The following is a 15,149-nucleotide window of genomic DNA, read 5'->3' as shown; positions in this document are numbered from 1 at the left end:
CTGTGGATGGGTCCAAAAATCCATCTGCTTCGGAGGAAGTTTTAAAAAGTGGGCTGCGCATTGCGCAAGTTGAGTGCGATCACATCGCGCCGATTGATGCATTGCAGGCCAAGTTGGGTTTGGGCGATTACGCCCTGGTATGTTTGTTCGTCAGCCCCGAGGCAGACTTTTGTGATATAACCGAAAAAGCCAACAGTGCTTTTCACGGGTCAGAGGTTCTGGCCTGTACAACAGCAGGTGAAATCGGGTTTGGCGGATATCTGGATGGTCAGATCGTTGCGGTTGCCTTTCCCCGAAATCACTTTCAGGTGCGCTGTTGTCCGATTTTCAATCTGGACACGCTGGATCATCAGGCAGAAATCGACAATCTGATCAAAACCCGACATATGATGGATGACGTGACCAGGGATTTCCCCCATGAGTTTGCGTTCATGCTGATTGATGGATTATCCTTGCGGGAAGACGAACTGGCGTCGACCCTTGCGTCGGGGCTTGGACCTGTTCCGATGTTTGGCGGATCGGCTGGCGATGGGACGCGGTTTGAAAAAGCCTTTATTTCCATTAACGGGACCATTCATCGTAACGCGGCGGTGATTTCGCTGATCCGGACAGTGTGTCCGATCAAAGTCTTTAGTCTGGATCATCTGGTGCCCAAAACAACGCAGATGGTGGTGACCAAAGCGGACCCGGGCCGCCGGATCGTACATACCCTGAATGCAGAACCAGCTGCCGCAGAATATGCCCGCATTTTGGGAAAAGACCCGACGCAGTTGAATACATTTACCTTTGCCGCCAGCCCTGTGGTTGTTCGGCTGGGGGGAAGTCATCATGTGCGGGCCATACAACGTGTCACCGATGATGGGGATCTGGTGTTCTTTTCCGCGATTGACGAAGGTATGGTTTTGACCTTGGCAGAGCCCGAACATATGGTTGACCACCTCAAAGAAACGTTGACTGGCATTACCGGCAATCACGTGCCTGATGCTATTTTGGCGTGTGACTGTTTGCTGCGCAAAATCGAGGCCCAGCAAAAGCAAATGACGACCGAGTTGAATAAAATTCTGGATGATAAGCGGATCGTCGGTTTTTCGACTTATGGGGAACAGCGGGGCGCGCTTCATGTCAATCATACGATGACAGGCGTTGCTATTTTCCCGCCGGGCACCGAAATATGACATATGTCGATTGTAAACCCATCTGACAGCCTTGAACGGCAAAATGAAAAGTTGATGCAGATTGCATCTGCTTTGATGCGTCGCGTTGAACAGAACACTGACGACAGCGGTGTCGCCTATGCTCAGTTTGAACGCGCCGCATTATTGGAAGATCAGGTACGGCAGCGCACGTTGGATCTGGAACGTACACTGGATCTGCTGCACGATTCCAACGCCCGACTGGCCGAAGCCATGGCCGAGGCCGAGGCCGCCAGATCAAACCTGACCGACGCAATTGAAACCGTCAACGAAGGCTTTGCGCTGTTTGGGCCAGATGATCTGCTGATTTTGTCAAACAGCCGTTTTTGCCAGCATATGCACGATATAGCTGAAAAGTTGCATTCGGGTCTGCCATTTGATGATTATGTGACGCTGGTCAGCGAAAGCCGATATCTGGCCTTGCCCGACAATGAAACACCCCAAGACTGGGCCAACCGACGCATGAAGCGGCACCAGGACAACCGCGTGATGTTCAATGTACGGCTGATCTGGGACAGGTGGCTGCAGATCAGTGAACATCGTACGAATAATGGCGGCACGGTTATTCTGCAAACCGATGTGACCGACATTATGCGGCTGGAACGCGAAGAACGTAACAAGCTGCGCGACAAGCAATCGCGTATGATCCGCGCCACACTGGATCACCTGAATCAAGGGGTGTGTATCTTTGACAGTGATGCACAGATGGTCGGTTGGAATTCAAAGCTTGGCGATCTGCTACCTGTACCATTGGCGCGTTTTCGGTTGGGCGCGCAGTTTGAAATGCTGTTGGCGCAGTTAAAGGAAGATATTACCTTTGAGGCAGGATTTGGCCCTGAAAAACTGCTGACATGGGTTAATCGGAAATCGGGTCGATACCCGATTTCGTTTCAGGTGAATCGCAGCACAAACGTGATCCTGGATGTTTTCGCGCAGGAAATGCCGGATCAGGGCTTTGTGATCAGTTTTACGGATGTGACGGCCGAACGTGAAGCGGCCCGTGCGCTGTTTGAGGTCAACGAACTGCTGGAACAGCGCGTGATGGAACGCACGCTGGAACTGGAAGATGCGTTGTCTGCGGCGGAACGGGCCAATGCATCAAAATCCAGGTTTGTCGCTGCGGCCAGTCATGATCTGTTGCAGCCTTTATCTGCAGCCAAGCTATTTGTTTCGTCGCTGACCGCATCCAGTCGCAGTGAAAGCGATCTAAGTACTATCGCCAAGGCCGAAAGTGCACTTTGCAGCATCGAACAGATCATAGATGCGTTGCTTGATATTTCCAAACTTGAGGCAGGACACGCAAGCTTTGATATTGGTGCTGTCGCCCTAAGCGATATTCTGATGCCGTTGAAAAACGAACTGGAACCGATGGCCGCGCAAAAAGGTCTTGATCTGCGGTTTGTGCACACAGATATCACGGTGAAAAGCGATGCGTCGTTCCTGCGCCGTATTGTGCAAAACCTGGTCAGCAATGCTATTCGCTATACCGAAACAGGCAAGGTTCTGGTGGGCGTCAGACGCAATGGCGGGTCTGCCCGACTTGAGGTTTGGGACACCGGATGCGGTATCGCTGAAAAGGATCAAGATGTTATCTTTGAGGAATTCAAACGTCTGGATGCACGCGCCAGCGCCAGCGAAGGCATGGGTCTGGGATTGGCGATTGTCGAACGGGCGTGCAGTCGATTGGGCCATCCGCTGGGTCTTTGGTCGGAATTGGGTCGTGGCACGGGCTTTTTCGTAAACCTTTCAATGACGCATTCTAAAAATAATTCACAGACCGATCTTTCCGAAAAACCGCGGGCGAGCGCTTTGGAGGATGCAGGGTTGATTGTGCTTTTGGTCGAAAACGATCCCGAACTAAGTCGCGCGATGAGTCTTTTGTTGGAAAAATGGAACGTCAGTGTTCTGGACGTGCGTGACGGGCCAACGGCCCTGACCCTGCTTGAGGAAATTCAGCTAAAACCGGATGCGCTGATTTTGGATTATCAGTTAACTGATGATATGGACGGTGTTGCGCTTTATCAGCTTATGCACGCCCGTTATGGCACTATTCCAACGCGGATTATATCGGCCAATCGAACCGCCGCCCTGCGTCAGTTGTGTGCGAAATCAGGCTTGAAGCTGTTGAGCAAACCAATTGACCCTAGTGATCTGCGCAATTTTCTGGAAAACGCTGCGCGCAGTCAGTCAGGTTGATTGTGAATATTGCGCAGTTTGACACCTGTTCTGACGGCCGCACGACCAATCATATGGGCGGCCACCGGGGCTGTCAGCAGCAAGAATAACACAATCGCAATCACCCGAAATGTTACTGTGGCGTCCGCAAAGAACAGCGCTGCACCGGCCATGATCAGCCCGCACGCCAATGTGCCTGCCTTTGTTGACGCATGCATGCGAACCAAAACATCGGGCAAACGCAAGATGCCCAAGGCCGCGATAAAGGCAAAGAAAGCCCCGACAAGGGCCAGACAGCCGATCAGAACTTCTATCATTCGATGTCCTCAATATCTTCCAATTCGACATGATCGCGGCGCGCTGTGCGCCTTTCGGCAAAGCGGGCCAATGCAACAGTTGCCAGAAAACCAACCAAGGCCAGAACAATTGCTACATCCAGAAAGGCGCGATCTTCTGCGATGATGGAAAACAACCCGCAGAATGCCACGATCAGTACGGTCATCATATCAAGGGCTACGACACGATCCGGCATGCTGGGCCCCTTGACCAAGCGGATAAATCCGAAAACCGACGCCACGATCAGCATGCCGAATGAAATATTGATCGCCAGCATCATGAACTCTTGCGCTGTCATAGTTCGACCGCCTCTCTGACCCACCGTTCCATACCGTTTTTCAAAGTGCGGCATACCTCTTCGGGGTCATCTGTGAACATGGCATGCACGATCAATGTTTTCCTGTCGTCGCTGACATCCAGGCTTAGTGTGCCGGGCGTTAGTGAAATCAGATTTGTCACCAGAAAAATGCCTGCATCGGTTTTCACGTCCAGTGGCATATGCACCAAACCCGGTTGGCTAAGTTGCGTGGGCGTGATCACATCCCAAACGACGGCCAAGCTGGAAACAAGCAGTTCATAATGGAACATGACCAAAAGGCGCAGCCAGTAATATACCTTTTTGAAATAGGGGTTTGGCCCGCCCAAAAGTGGTTGCAAAAGCCAAAGCGTCACGTAGCCCATCGCAAAACCGACAGCCAGCGATGCAATGGTCAGGCTTCCGGTCAAAAAAGCCCAAGTGAAAGCAAGCACCGTGTTCAGACCAAGAAGATTCATTGCGTTTCCCCCAGAACTGCTGTGACATAGGCTGTCGGGTCTAAAAGTTGTGCAGCCGACCGTTCGGCAAACTGCACGAAAGGTTCGGGGAAAAAGCCGATGATGATGGTCAATGTGGCCAGTCCCGCAATGGGAATAAGATAGCACAGGCGTGTGAACATCGGCAAATGTGACAGCTTTGGCTGGATCCCGTCTGGATGCGCGGGCCAGAACGCCTGCCCCCAGATTTTGGTCATCGAATAGATCGTCAGCAGACCAACTGCCAATGCAACGCCCGCAATAATCCAGCCTTCGACTTCAAGGGATGCCGATACAAGGATGTATTTTGCCCAAAAGCCGGATAATGGCGGGAAGCCTGCCAGTGAAAACGCAGGGATCAGGAACAAAATTGCCAGTAGTGGTGCCGATTTGTAAAGCCCGCCGATCTTGGCCAATTCGGTTGATCCAGCGATCTTTTCGGCCACGCCTGCGATCAGGAACAGGTTGGCTTTTACCACGATGTGATGGACCAGATAAAAGACCGCACCCATCAAGGCCAGTGGCGTGAAAAGGGCCAAACCAAGGATCATATATCCGATCTGGCTGATGATGTGGAACGACAGGATCTTGCGGAAATCGCTTTGTGCGGCTGCCCCCAGAACGCCTGTGACCATGGTCAACCCAGCCACCCACAACAAGATCGTATGCGTAAAGCCGATGTCATGATCAAAGACCAGCGTGAACATCCGGATAAGTGCATAGACACCGACCTTGGTCAGCAGGCCTGCAAACACAGCCGACACCGAAAATGCCGGTGTGTGATATGCCGCAGGCAGCCAGAAAAACAGCGGAAAGACCGCGGCCTTGACACCAAATGCAATCATGAACATCACGGCGATGACGGTCAAAAGCCCCTGGTTTTCGACATCTTCCACAGCCAGACTAAGATCGGCCAGGTTCAGCGTGCCGGTGATGCCGTACAACAGTCCGATGCCTGACAAAAATAAGATGGTCGATATCAGGTTCAGCGTCACATATTTGATACCGCCGTCGATCTGCTCTTTGCGACCCCCAAGGATCAGAAGCCCAAAGGACGAGATCAGCATGACCTCAAACCAGACATAAAGGTTGAACAGATCGCCTGTCAGGAAAGACCCTGTCACACCTGCAATCAGAACTTGAAACAGGGCGTGATAGCCCAATTGTTCCATCCGTTTTGTGACTTCGCCCATGGAATAGATCGCGACAGCCAGTCCGGTGATGGCAGTGATCAAAACCATGACCGCGCTTAATAAGTCAGCGACCAGTGTGATGCCAAAAGGCGCGGGCCAATTGCCCATCTGCCCTGCGATTACGCCTTCGCGCAGGACGATTGACATTAGCATGATGCTAAAGATCAGCGATGCAACAGATCCAACAACACTAATCCAGCGGCCATATGGGCTGGCCCGCAGAAGAAATGCGAAAATGGCCGTCAGGAATGGGATCGCAATGGGAAGGGACAGATACCAGCTCACCCGGCGTCCTCCGACCGGGGTTCGGCGATGCGCATATCATCCGAATAAAGGGTACCCAATGTCGTATAGGCGCGGAAAATCAGGACCAATGCAAAGGCGAAAAGCCCAAAACCGATCACGATGGCCGTTAACACTAAGGCTTGCGGCAATGCGTTTGCCACACCTTCAGGAGGAGCTAATGCGCCATCTGCGATCAATGGCGGCGCGCCCAGTGTCAGACGGCCGGATGTAAAGATCACAAGGTTTGCTGCATTGGAAATCAGGATCAGTCCAAAGATAAATCGCAACACATTGCGCGCCAGCATCAGGTAAACGGCGGCCGCAACCAAAATACCAACTGTGATGGACAGAAGTATTTCCACCCTCAGATCTCCTCTTCCATGGCGAAAACAATGGTCAGAATGCTGCCCAAAACCACCAGATAAACCCCGATATCAAAGACCAGAATGGTCGATAGAGGATAGCCTTTGTCGTCGTCCGTTGCACCGATAAACAACCATTGACCCGTGAACAGCGCGTCACTGAACACGATTGAAAATAGACCCGCCACCAAGGCAATGCCTAAACCGATCATCGCAAGTGTCTGCGGCTGTATACGCAAAGCTTCGCGGGCCATGGAGGTGCCGCACGCCAATGCATAAAGGACGAAACCGGTGGCACCAACCAAGCCGCCGATAAAGCCGCCACCCGGTTCATTGTGACCGCGCAGCAGCATATAGACCGAAAATATCAGCAAAATACCGGCCAGATACCGTGTTGCCACGCGCAGGATCAGGGAATTCATTTGCCGGCCTCCTTTGCGGTGGTGCGCAGCAAGGCATATGCTGACAGGGCAGCGATCACCACTACGGCGATTTCGCCAAATGTGTCCAACGCGCGGAAATCAACCAGAATGACGTTGACGATATTGCGCCCAAATGCCTCGGGCCAACTTGTGGCTTCGAAGTATTCCGTCAGTCGTAGATCAAGCGGTTGTTCCAGAACCAACAGCATGGTGATAGTTGTGACCGTACCAACCCCGATCGCCAAAAGCGCATCGAGGGGGCGATGATCACTTTCGCCGCGCCTGTCTAAAAAGGGCAACCGCAGCATGGCAACGGCAACCAATACAACGATCAGGGTTTCAACCAACAGTTGGGTGATCGCCACGTCTGGTGCACCATACATGATGAAAACCAGCGCAACCGTGATGCCAACCACGCCAAGCGACGCAATGGCTGTGATCCGGGAACGGGTTGCAACAGTAACCAATGTACCAGCAATCATCAGGATGATCACAGCCCATTGTTTCGCGGCCAGCGGTTCGATTTCAAACGATGTGGGCAGATCGGTACGCAAATACAGTGTCGCCCCAATCACGGCCACGAATGTCGCAAAGATTATAAACATATAGCGGCGCAGCACACCCGATTGGATCAGGCGTGTTTGCCATCCTGCCAAGGCTTTCAGGCCATCCAGAATGCGATCCCATCCGCGGTCAAAACTGGGGGTCATATCATCCAGACGGGCCAGAATATTGCGTAAAGTGGGATGTACTGCATAAAGCGCCAATCCAAGGACAAATGTCGCAATACTTAAGAAAAGCGGAATATTCACGCCCGCCCATAACTTCAATTCTTTCGCCTCGGTCGGTGGTGCACCTAACATTGCATCGACCGTCGGCGTGATTAGCGTGTTTTGGATCAGCCCCGGTGCAATGCCCAGAACGGCGCCCAAAGCGGCCAAGATGACCGGGCCTGCCAGCATGGGCCATGGGGCCTCGTGCGGGGTTTTGGGCAGCGGTTCGCCGGTTGTGCGCCAGAATGGCTTGAATGCGACGACACCAGCCACTGCCAACATCAGGGAATTGGCCAAAAGGGCAGCACCTGCAACAAAAAACGGCTCTGACGTAACAGCGATGGCCCCAGCGTATTTCAGTTCTTTGCCGATAAAGCCCAGAAAGGGCGGAAATCCTGCCATCGACATTGCCGACAGGGCAGCGGCAGCGGCGGTGATGGGCATGGCGCGCCCTAATCCGCCCAAAATATCCGCCCGACGTGTGCCGGTTTCATGATCGATACAACCGACGATCAGGAACAACGCGGCCTTGTAAAGCGAATGGACGATCAGGAATGTGATAAAGGCCGTGATCGCATAGCCCGTATCAGACCCCAAAAACATAGTTAGTGTTCCAAGCGCCATCAGCGTGGTATAGGCCAAGGCCTGTTTCAGGTCATTCTGGCGCAACGCCAGGAAAGACGCAAAAACGGCCGTGGTTGCCCCAAAAATCGTCAGCGTCCACATCCAGACCTCGGTGCCCGAGAATGCTGGATGCATCCGTGCCATCAGATAGACGCCCGCCTTGACCATCGTGGCCGAATGCAGGAACGCACTGACCGGCGTGGGGGCTGCCATCGCGTTGGGCAGCCAGAAGTGAAACGGAACCTGCGCCGATTTGGTGAACGCGCCTGCCAGGATCAGGATCAGGATCGGCAGATACAGCGCATGGGCACGGATTTCGTCACCTTTGGCCAAGATCACGGAAATCTCAAACGTTCCGGCGGTGACGCCCAACAGGATCAGGCCAGCCAGTAAGGCCAAAGCACCTGCACCCGTTAGCAACAGCGCCTGCAAAGCGGATCTGCGGGATTTGGCGGATTCATTGTCAAAGCCGATCAGCAGATAGGATGTGATCGTGGTCAGTTCCCAAAATACAAACAGCGATATCAGATTATCCGACAGCACCAGGCCCAGCATCGCCAGCATAAAGGATACCAGATACAGCGAAAACCGTCCGTATTGCGGATGCCCGGCCAGATATGTGTTGGAATACAGCAAAACCAGCGCACCGATGCCGCTGATCAACAGGGTGAATGTCAGGCTAAGCCCGTCGACCAAAAATGATAGCGAAATGCCAAGGCTTGGCACCCAGTCAGAGCTGAAGCGCAATACCTCGCCGTTGGAAATGGGACCGAGAAACGAAAAAGACCAACCGAAGATCGCAAGTGGGATGAGAACGGGCAACCAGCCCCAAATCCCATTCGTCGCCGGGCCATCCGTTGTGGCCTGTCCCATGCCGTCCCCCGTTTATTCCATTGATCGCAAATGTTTGCGGTCAGACATTCTTAAAAGCCCCGGCTTTTGACCAGGGCTTTGATGTGTTTCACAAATAGGGCACAAATCCGGGGGCGCAATAGAGGAATGCAACCACAAGCCCCAAAATTGGCGTTATAGCCCTAAAATCTGCCTTGCCTGCGCGGGTGTTGCAACAGGACGGTTGTGTTGTGCACAGATTTCTACCGTTTTTTGAACCAACGCCGCATTTGATGGGGCAAGTGCGGCGCGATCCATCCGAACGTTATCCTCAAGCCCGGTACGTGCGTGTCCGCCCGCTGCAATGGCCCAGTCATTCAATTCAATTTGGTGTCGTCCGATGCCAGCCGCGCACCATTCACTGTCAGGCAGCAGTCGCTTGACGGTTTTTACATAGTAATCAAAGACATCCCTATCGGCAGGCATCGCATTTTTGACGCCCATCACGAATTGAACATAAGGCGACGGCGACAGTCGACCGTCATCAAACATTTTTCTGGCCTGATGGATATGTGATAGATCAAAGCATTCGATCTCAGGGCGCACGCTGTATTTTTGCATTTCAGCAGCCAGCCAATCAACCAGATCGGGCGGGTTTTCATAGACCCGTGTGGGAAAATTATTCGACCCCACAGACAGCGATGCCATATCGGGCCGCAAAGACAGCATTCCGCCGCGTTCTTTACCGGCGCCTGATCTGCCGCCAGTGGAAAACTGAATAATCATGCCAGGGCAATGCTTTTCGATGCCCTCTTTCAGGCGTGCAAATTTTTCGGGGTCAGAACTGGGCGTTTCGTCGTCATTGCGCACGTGTGCATGACAGATCGCTGCTCCTGCCTCAAACGCGGCATGGGTGCTTTCCACTTGTTCGACAATGGTAATCGGCACCGCAGGATTGTCAGATTTGCGGGGAACTGATCCGGTGATTGCGATGCAGATAATACAGGGTTTGGTCATATTAAGCTATCCGTTGAATATCTATGACACTTAACCTGCGTTTGGCGTGGCATGTAAAGGGTGCAGACGGACAAGAGTACCGGATCAACCAATGGGCCGCGCTGACAGGTCCAAACACTCCTGACGGGACAATGTCAGTATGGCTTCGCTAAAGCCATTGATACATCAAATCGAAAGGCGTACGGATGAAAAAGCATGTAATTGAAACTGTGATTTTTCAGTTAGAAGACGGTGTTTCAAAGAAAGATTTTCTAAAGGCCGCGAGCTGTTCAACAGATTTTGCAATCGCGCAGCCCGGCTTTGTTGCCTGGCGCTTGTCTTGCACTGATGACAACATTTGGATCGAACATATTGAATGGAAAACTATGGTTGATGTCAAAAATGCAGCAGCTAAAATTGGCAAAATCGAGGCTGTGATGCTCTTTTTGAAATGCATTAAAGGGCCGAGCGTCAAGTTGATGCATTCAGATCTTGAAATGGCTTTGGATTAATGGCGAATACGGCCTTAGATTACGTCTGGGGTCGCATTTTTTTCTTCTAACAATTCATTTGACCGTGTCTATGCTGACAATGTCGCCAACAGTTCATCCCGTGAAATGCTGTCTTTGCGACCGCTGACAACCACTGCGCCGCGCTTCAGGACATAGATCTGATCAGCCAGATCATGGGCAAAATCGAAGAATTGTTCGACCAGCAGGATTGCCATGTCACCCTGATCGCGCAGGTGCGAAATGACGCGGCCGATTTGTTGGATGATGTTGGGCTGTATGCCTTCGGTTGGTTCGTCCAACAGCAGCAGTTTTGGCCGTGTGATCAGGGCGCGTGCGATCGCCAGTTGCTGTTGCTGCCCGCCCGACAGGTCTCCTCCGCGCCGGCTCGTCATTTCCTTCAGGACAGGAAACAGATCATAAATGTGGTCGGGAATATGATGATCTGACCGGAGCAGGCAGGCAAAACCCGTTTCCAGATTTTCTTTCACCGTCATCAGCGGAAAAATCTCGCGTCCTTGCGGGACATAGGCGATGCCTTTTTTGGCAAGAACATGCGCGGGCAGCTCGTCCAGATTTTCCCCGTCAAGCTCAACTGTGCCGCCCGATCGGGGATGCACGCCTGCGATAGCCTTCAGCAATGATGTCTTGCCCACACCATTAGTGCCCATCAGACAGGTTACCTCGCCCTGCAGCGCGTCCAGACTGATACCATTCAGGATCTGGCTTTGACCGTAGTGCAGCGTTACGTCGTTGATCTTTAACATTTATCGCCCCAGATAGACGTCAATGACGTCCTGATTTTGCGTGACATGATCCAGGCTGCCCTCGGCCAGAACAGATCCTTCGTGTAACACGGTCACTTTGCAATCCAGCCGCCGCACAAACTCCATGTCGTGTTCCACCACCACCACCGCGCGGGTTTTGGCGGCCTGTTTTAACAAATTCGTTGTATGTTCGCGTTCGGCCAAAGTCATTCCGGCGGCGGGTTCATCCACAAGTAAAAGCCGTGGTTCCTGTGCCAGAAGCATCCCGATTTCCAGCCATTGCTTTTGTCCGTGCGATAGCTCGCCCGCCTTGCGGTGCAGATGATCGGTCAGACCGATCTCTTCGGCCAGTTCTTGAACCCGCTCGTTATCCCGCGCGCTGCGCCGATAGAGCAGCACGCCAAGCGGCCCCCGGTCATTCTTCAAAGACATGATCAGATTGTCGAAGACGCTTTGATCCTCAAACACCGTTGGTCGCTGGAACTTGCGACCGATGCCCGCTTGCGCGATCTGCGCTTCGGACATTTTCAGCAGATTCACGCTGCGTTCACCCCAGATGACATAGCCCTCATCGGGGCGGGTCTTGCCGGTGACGATGTCCATAAAGGTCGTCTTGCCCGCGCCGTTGGGCCCAATGACAGCGCGCAACTCGCCCTCGGCTATCTGAAAGGATAGGTTGTTGATCGCCTTGAACCCGTCAAAGGACACAGACACCCCCGAAACTTCCAAAAGTGTTCTCATAATTGCGTCCCTTTGCGGACAAGGCGGTCGATGGCACCACCGATGCCCTGGGGGGCGAAAAGCGTGACCAGTACGAAGGTGACACCCAACAATACCTGCCACCAGTCGACCCAGTGGATCGTGTAAAACCCAAGCGGGATCGAGGGCGCTTGCCCGCCGGTGAACCAGGTCGACAACAGCGACACAAGCGCTGCCCCGATCACCGCGCCATAGATGCGCCCGCGTCCACCAATCGCCACCCAAACGGCTAGGTAGATCGAGGCGATGGGCGCGATCTCGGCCGGGTTGATGATGCCCGCCTGTGGGTAGTAAAGCGCCCCGGCGATGGCCGCGATAATGGCGGTGACGGTGAAAATGACCAGCTTATAGGTTTCGACCGAATAGCCCAGAAAGCGTACGCGCGCCTCGTCATCGCGGATGCCGCGGATGACGGACCCGAACTTGCCCGACATCATCCATGCGGCCAGGATGTATCCCAAGGCCAGCGCGATGGCTGAAGCCCAGAGGAACCAGATTGATATGACAGATTGCGGTACGCCCTTGGCCCCCGGGATATTCTGCAGCCCCGACAGACCGTTGTTGCCGCGCAGACCACTGTCATTCTGGAACAGGTATAGCGATAGGGCCAGCGTCATCGCCTGGGTCAGGATCGACAGGTAAACGCCCGTCACACGGCTGCGGAAGGCCAGCCAGCCGAAAACCAGCGCCAGCAGGCCGGGCACCAGAACAACCAGCACAAGCTGGATCGTAAGGCTGTCGGCAAAGGCCCAGATCAGCGGAAAGTCACTGCCGCCCACAACACCGAAGATCTGATTGCCAATGGCGCTGCGTATCTCGTCGTCCGTCGGCGGAATGGGCGCCTGCGCAAGCGAGGTCAGAATGATGTTTTCGGTGCGCGCATACATCAGCCACATGCCGATCATATAGCCGCCAAGCCCGAAGAACGCGAAATGGCCAAGCGACAGGATCCCGCAATAACCCCAGACCAAATCCATTGCGATGGCGATCAGGCACAGGCACAGTGTTTTGCCCAAGGTCTTGATCATGCTGGTGGATATAAGGCCGATACCGAACCCTTCGCTTAAGATCGTGGCGCCCAGGGTGAAAACCGCGAGGATGCCCAGAAAGATCAGGACCGACGGGTTACGGGCGATAAAGCTGCGCTGCATGGTCCTAATCCCCCGCCGCACGGCCCCGCAGGGCGATGATGCCACGTGGGCGGAACTGGATGAAGATAATAATGAAGATGACCATATAGGTCTGCGCGGCCAGCGTGTTTGAGGGATTGAAGAATTCAATAATCTTCTGCAGCGATCCGATCATCGTGGCACCCGCCAATGTGCCCCAGATATTGCCAACGCCGCCCACGACCACAGTCATGAAACTTTGCACGATGTAGCCAGACCCAAGGTTCGCGGTGACCTGTGCGAACAGTCCAATGGCAACCCCCGCAATCCCTGCGATGCCTGATCCAAGGCCAAAGGTCAGCATATTGATCTTGTCTGTATTGATCCCCATCGACGCGGCCATCTTCGGGTTTTGTGTCACCGCGCGCACCTCAAGCCCCAGTCGGGTACGCTTCAGGATGAACAGCAAAAGCGCAAAAAAGATCAGCGCCAGAACAAAGATTGCAATACGGATATAGCTGATTGAGACAACATCATTGATGACCCACGCGCCATCCAGCCAGCCCGGTGCGGTCAGGGGGCGGGCCTGGGTGCCGAAGATGTTTTTTGCCAGCTGTTGCAGCGCGATTGAGATGCCGAAGGTGGCCAGTAAGGTTTCAAGTGGGCGGTGGTAGAGCCAGCGGATCACCGTCCGCTCCATCGCGACGCCTGCAGCAAATGTGATCGCAAAGGCCAGTGGCAGGGCGGCGATGATCGACAGGGTATAGTCGGGAATAAATAGCTGGACGACATAGCCCGTATAAGCGCCCATCATGATGAATTCGCCATGGGCCATGTTGATCACGCCCATCACCCCAAAGGTGATCGCCAGACCAATCGCGGCCAAAAAATAGATTGACGCCAAGCTAAGCCCATCCAGCGCCAGATCGGCGGTTTGGTTCAGTCCGACGCGGGTTTCGATGGCCTGAAGCGTTCCACGCGCGGCATCGGTCACGGCCTGCGAGGGTTCGTTGTAGACGTCGTAGAATTCGTGCCGTTGCAGCGCCTTTTGTTGTGCGGCGCGGGTGACATCTGCGGGAACCAGCCCTTCGGCAGCAAGGGCAGAGTAGGCCTGATCGCGGGCTTCATAAGTATTTAGCGTCTCAACGGCGAAACCGGCCACTTGCCCATCGACGACATTTGCCACCAATGCCAGCCGCTTTTCGTCATTGCTGATCGCGGGATAGGCCAGGTTTTCCGCAATAAGTAATGCATAGGCGTCATCTGCGGTGAAGTCATTCTGCCCAGGCGTCAGCTGCCGCGCAATGTTCACGTCGCTTGCTTCGGTCACCGCCACGCGTGTGGTGGTCAGGATCGGGTTCAGGGCTGCGCGCGCATCAACACCCAGATCGCCGGCAAAGCTTTCAATCGCAATGATCCGTTCCGCGTCGGTTTCCCCATAGGTGATGGTCAGCAAACGCTCCAACCGTTCTTTCAAAGCTTTCAAATCGGGGTCCGTTTCACCCTCAATTGCACCCCGCAGTGCGGGCAGATGGGTGGGTTTTGGGTCCCGTTGAATGGCGATCAGGCTGTCGCGCCGTGTCAAGGGATGGGGGTCCATCAACTGAAACTGCACAAGGGCCGCACCGATCAGACCGCGTACGCCTGAGTTCGGCTTGATTTGCTTTAGATCAGATTTTTCCGCCGTCCCAACGGGCTGACCACTGATCAGATCGATCAGCTGCAACGTGCGTCCTTCTAGCGGTTCGGTCAGAAAGAATTGCTTGTCATCCTTGCGCTGCCACAGCGCCTTGTCCTGCCATAGCTCCATAACACGCTGCGCTTCAGGCAGGCCGCTGTCACGAAGGGCATCAATCGCGGGCTGAATAGTGCGGCGCGATCCCTTGGCGATAATTTCTTCATGCTCTTGCAAAATGTCCTGAATGGTTTGTGCCTGTATGGGCTGCGGAACAAGCAGCGCCATAAGCAAAAGGCTAAGGCCCAAAAGAAAAGAAAAACGCGCGGTTTTCATTATATCTCGGAT

At 53.8% G+C, this 15,149-nt stretch carries 15 protein-coding genes; 3 read left to right on the top strand and 12 right to left on the bottom strand.

The window, feature by feature from the left end:
* The first annotated feature begins 2 nt into the window (after positions 1–2).
* Together HRQ87_RS00695 and HRQ87_RS00690 are read left to right on the top strand one after the other, a co-directional pair.
* Positions 3–1,175 (top strand): FIST N-terminal domain-containing protein, encoded by a 1,173-nt coding sequence (locus HRQ87_RS00695; RefSeq protein WP_174134436.1) that lies wholly within the window; start codon positions 3–5, stop codon positions 1,173–1,175.
* A gap of 3 nt (positions 1,176–1,178) precedes the next feature.
* Positions 1,179–3,389: a hybrid sensor histidine kinase/response regulator gene (locus HRQ87_RS00690; protein ID WP_174134435.1), complete on the top strand. Its 2,211-nt coding sequence runs from the start codon at positions 1,179–1,181 to the stop codon at positions 3,387–3,389.
* On the opposite strand, the gene mnhG is transcribed toward HRQ87_RS00690, so the two are convergent.
* The 8 genes from mnhG to HRQ87_RS00650 form a co-directional block, all read right to left on the bottom strand.
* Complete coding sequence (mnhG, locus tag HRQ87_RS00685) at positions 3,377–3,685, bottom strand: monovalent cation/H(+) antiporter subunit G (protein ID WP_174134434.1); 309 nt, start codon at positions 3,683–3,685, stop codon at positions 3,377–3,379. The genes HRQ87_RS00690 and mnhG overlap by 13 nt on opposite strands.
* Positions 3,682–4,002: an MrpF/PhaF family protein gene (locus HRQ87_RS00680; protein ID WP_174134433.1), complete on the bottom strand. Its 321-nt coding sequence runs from the start codon at positions 4,000–4,002 to the stop codon at positions 3,682–3,684. The genes mnhG and HRQ87_RS00680 overlap by 4 nt, the downstream gene beginning before the upstream one ends.
* Entirely contained in the window at positions 3,999–4,478 is a 480-nt protein-coding gene (locus tag HRQ87_RS00675) for a Na+/H+ antiporter subunit E (RefSeq protein WP_174134432.1), read from the bottom strand. The genes HRQ87_RS00680 and HRQ87_RS00675 overlap by 4 nt, the downstream gene beginning before the upstream one ends.
* Positions 4,475–5,974 carry a Na+/H+ antiporter subunit D gene (locus HRQ87_RS00670; protein WP_174134431.1) on the bottom strand — a complete coding sequence of 500 codons (1,500 nt, stop codon included), beginning with the start codon at positions 5,972–5,974 and terminating at the stop codon, positions 4,475–4,477. The genes HRQ87_RS00675 and HRQ87_RS00670 overlap by 4 nt, the downstream gene beginning before the upstream one ends.
* Entirely contained in the window at positions 5,971–6,336 is a 366-nt protein-coding gene (locus HRQ87_RS00665; RefSeq protein ID WP_174134430.1) for a Na+/H+ antiporter subunit C, read from the bottom strand. Before HRQ87_RS00665 ends, HRQ87_RS00670 begins: the two co-directional genes overlap by 4 nt.
* Before the next feature lie 2 nt (positions 6,337–6,338).
* Positions 6,339–6,758, bottom strand: a complete 420-nt coding sequence (locus HRQ87_RS00660; protein WP_174134429.1) for a Na+/H+ antiporter subunit B — start codon at positions 6,756–6,758, stop codon at positions 6,339–6,341.
* A complete protein-coding gene (locus HRQ87_RS00655) occupies positions 6,755–9,028 on the bottom strand; it encodes a putative monovalent cation/H+ antiporter subunit A (RefSeq protein ID WP_174134428.1) in 2,274 nt (757 codons plus the stop codon). Before HRQ87_RS00655 ends, HRQ87_RS00660 begins: the two co-directional genes overlap by 4 nt.
* A gap of 153 nt (positions 9,029–9,181) precedes the next feature.
* Positions 9,182–10,003 carry a 3-oxoadipate:acetyl-CoA acetyltransferase gene (locus HRQ87_RS00650; protein ID WP_174134427.1) on the bottom strand — a complete coding sequence of 274 codons (822 nt, stop codon included), beginning with the start codon at positions 10,001–10,003 and terminating at the stop codon, positions 9,182–9,184.
* A 185-nt stretch (positions 10,004–10,188) separates the two neighbouring features.
* Between HRQ87_RS00650 and HRQ87_RS00645 the strand changes: the two genes are divergently transcribed.
* The gene (locus HRQ87_RS00645) at positions 10,189–10,494 is read left to right on the top strand and encodes a hypothetical protein (protein WP_174134426.1); all 306 of its coding nucleotides are present in this window, start codon (positions 10,189–10,191) and stop codon (positions 10,492–10,494) included.
* Between the two features lie 68 nt (positions 10,495–10,562).
* On the opposite strand, the gene urtE is transcribed toward HRQ87_RS00645, so the two are convergent.
* Genes urtE through urtB form a run of 4 tightly spaced genes read right to left on the bottom strand, consistent with a single transcriptional unit; the run spans position 10,563 to position 15,137 of the window.
* Positions 10,563–11,258 (bottom strand): urea ABC transporter ATP-binding subunit UrtE, encoded by a 696-nt coding sequence (urtE, locus tag HRQ87_RS00640; protein WP_174134425.1) that lies wholly within the window; start codon positions 11,256–11,258, stop codon positions 10,563–10,565.
* Positions 11,259–11,999 (bottom strand): urea ABC transporter ATP-binding protein UrtD, encoded by a 741-nt coding sequence (gene urtD / locus HRQ87_RS00635; protein WP_174134424.1) that lies wholly within the window; start codon positions 11,997–11,999, stop codon positions 11,259–11,261.
* Positions 11,996–13,168, bottom strand: a complete 1,173-nt coding sequence (gene urtC, locus HRQ87_RS00630; protein ID WP_174134423.1) for an urea ABC transporter permease subunit UrtC — start codon at positions 13,166–13,168, stop codon at positions 11,996–11,998. The genes urtD and urtC overlap by 4 nt, the downstream gene beginning before the upstream one ends.
* Before the next feature lie 4 nt (positions 13,169–13,172).
* On the bottom strand, positions 13,173–15,137 hold the full coding sequence (urtB, locus tag HRQ87_RS00625; protein WP_425501488.1) for an urea ABC transporter permease subunit UrtB: 1,965 nt from the start codon (positions 15,135–15,137) through the stop codon (positions 13,173–13,175).
* Between the last annotated feature and the right edge of the window lie 12 nt (positions 15,138–15,149).

This window comes from Parasulfitobacter algicola (assembly GCF_013315265.1).
In the GTDB taxonomy this organism is placed as follows: Bacteria; Pseudomonadota; Alphaproteobacteria; order Rhodobacterales; family Rhodobacteraceae; genus Parasulfitobacter; species Parasulfitobacter algicola.
Note: the sequence above shows the minus strand (reverse complement) of the source record. Positions and strands in the feature narration are given on the sequence as shown.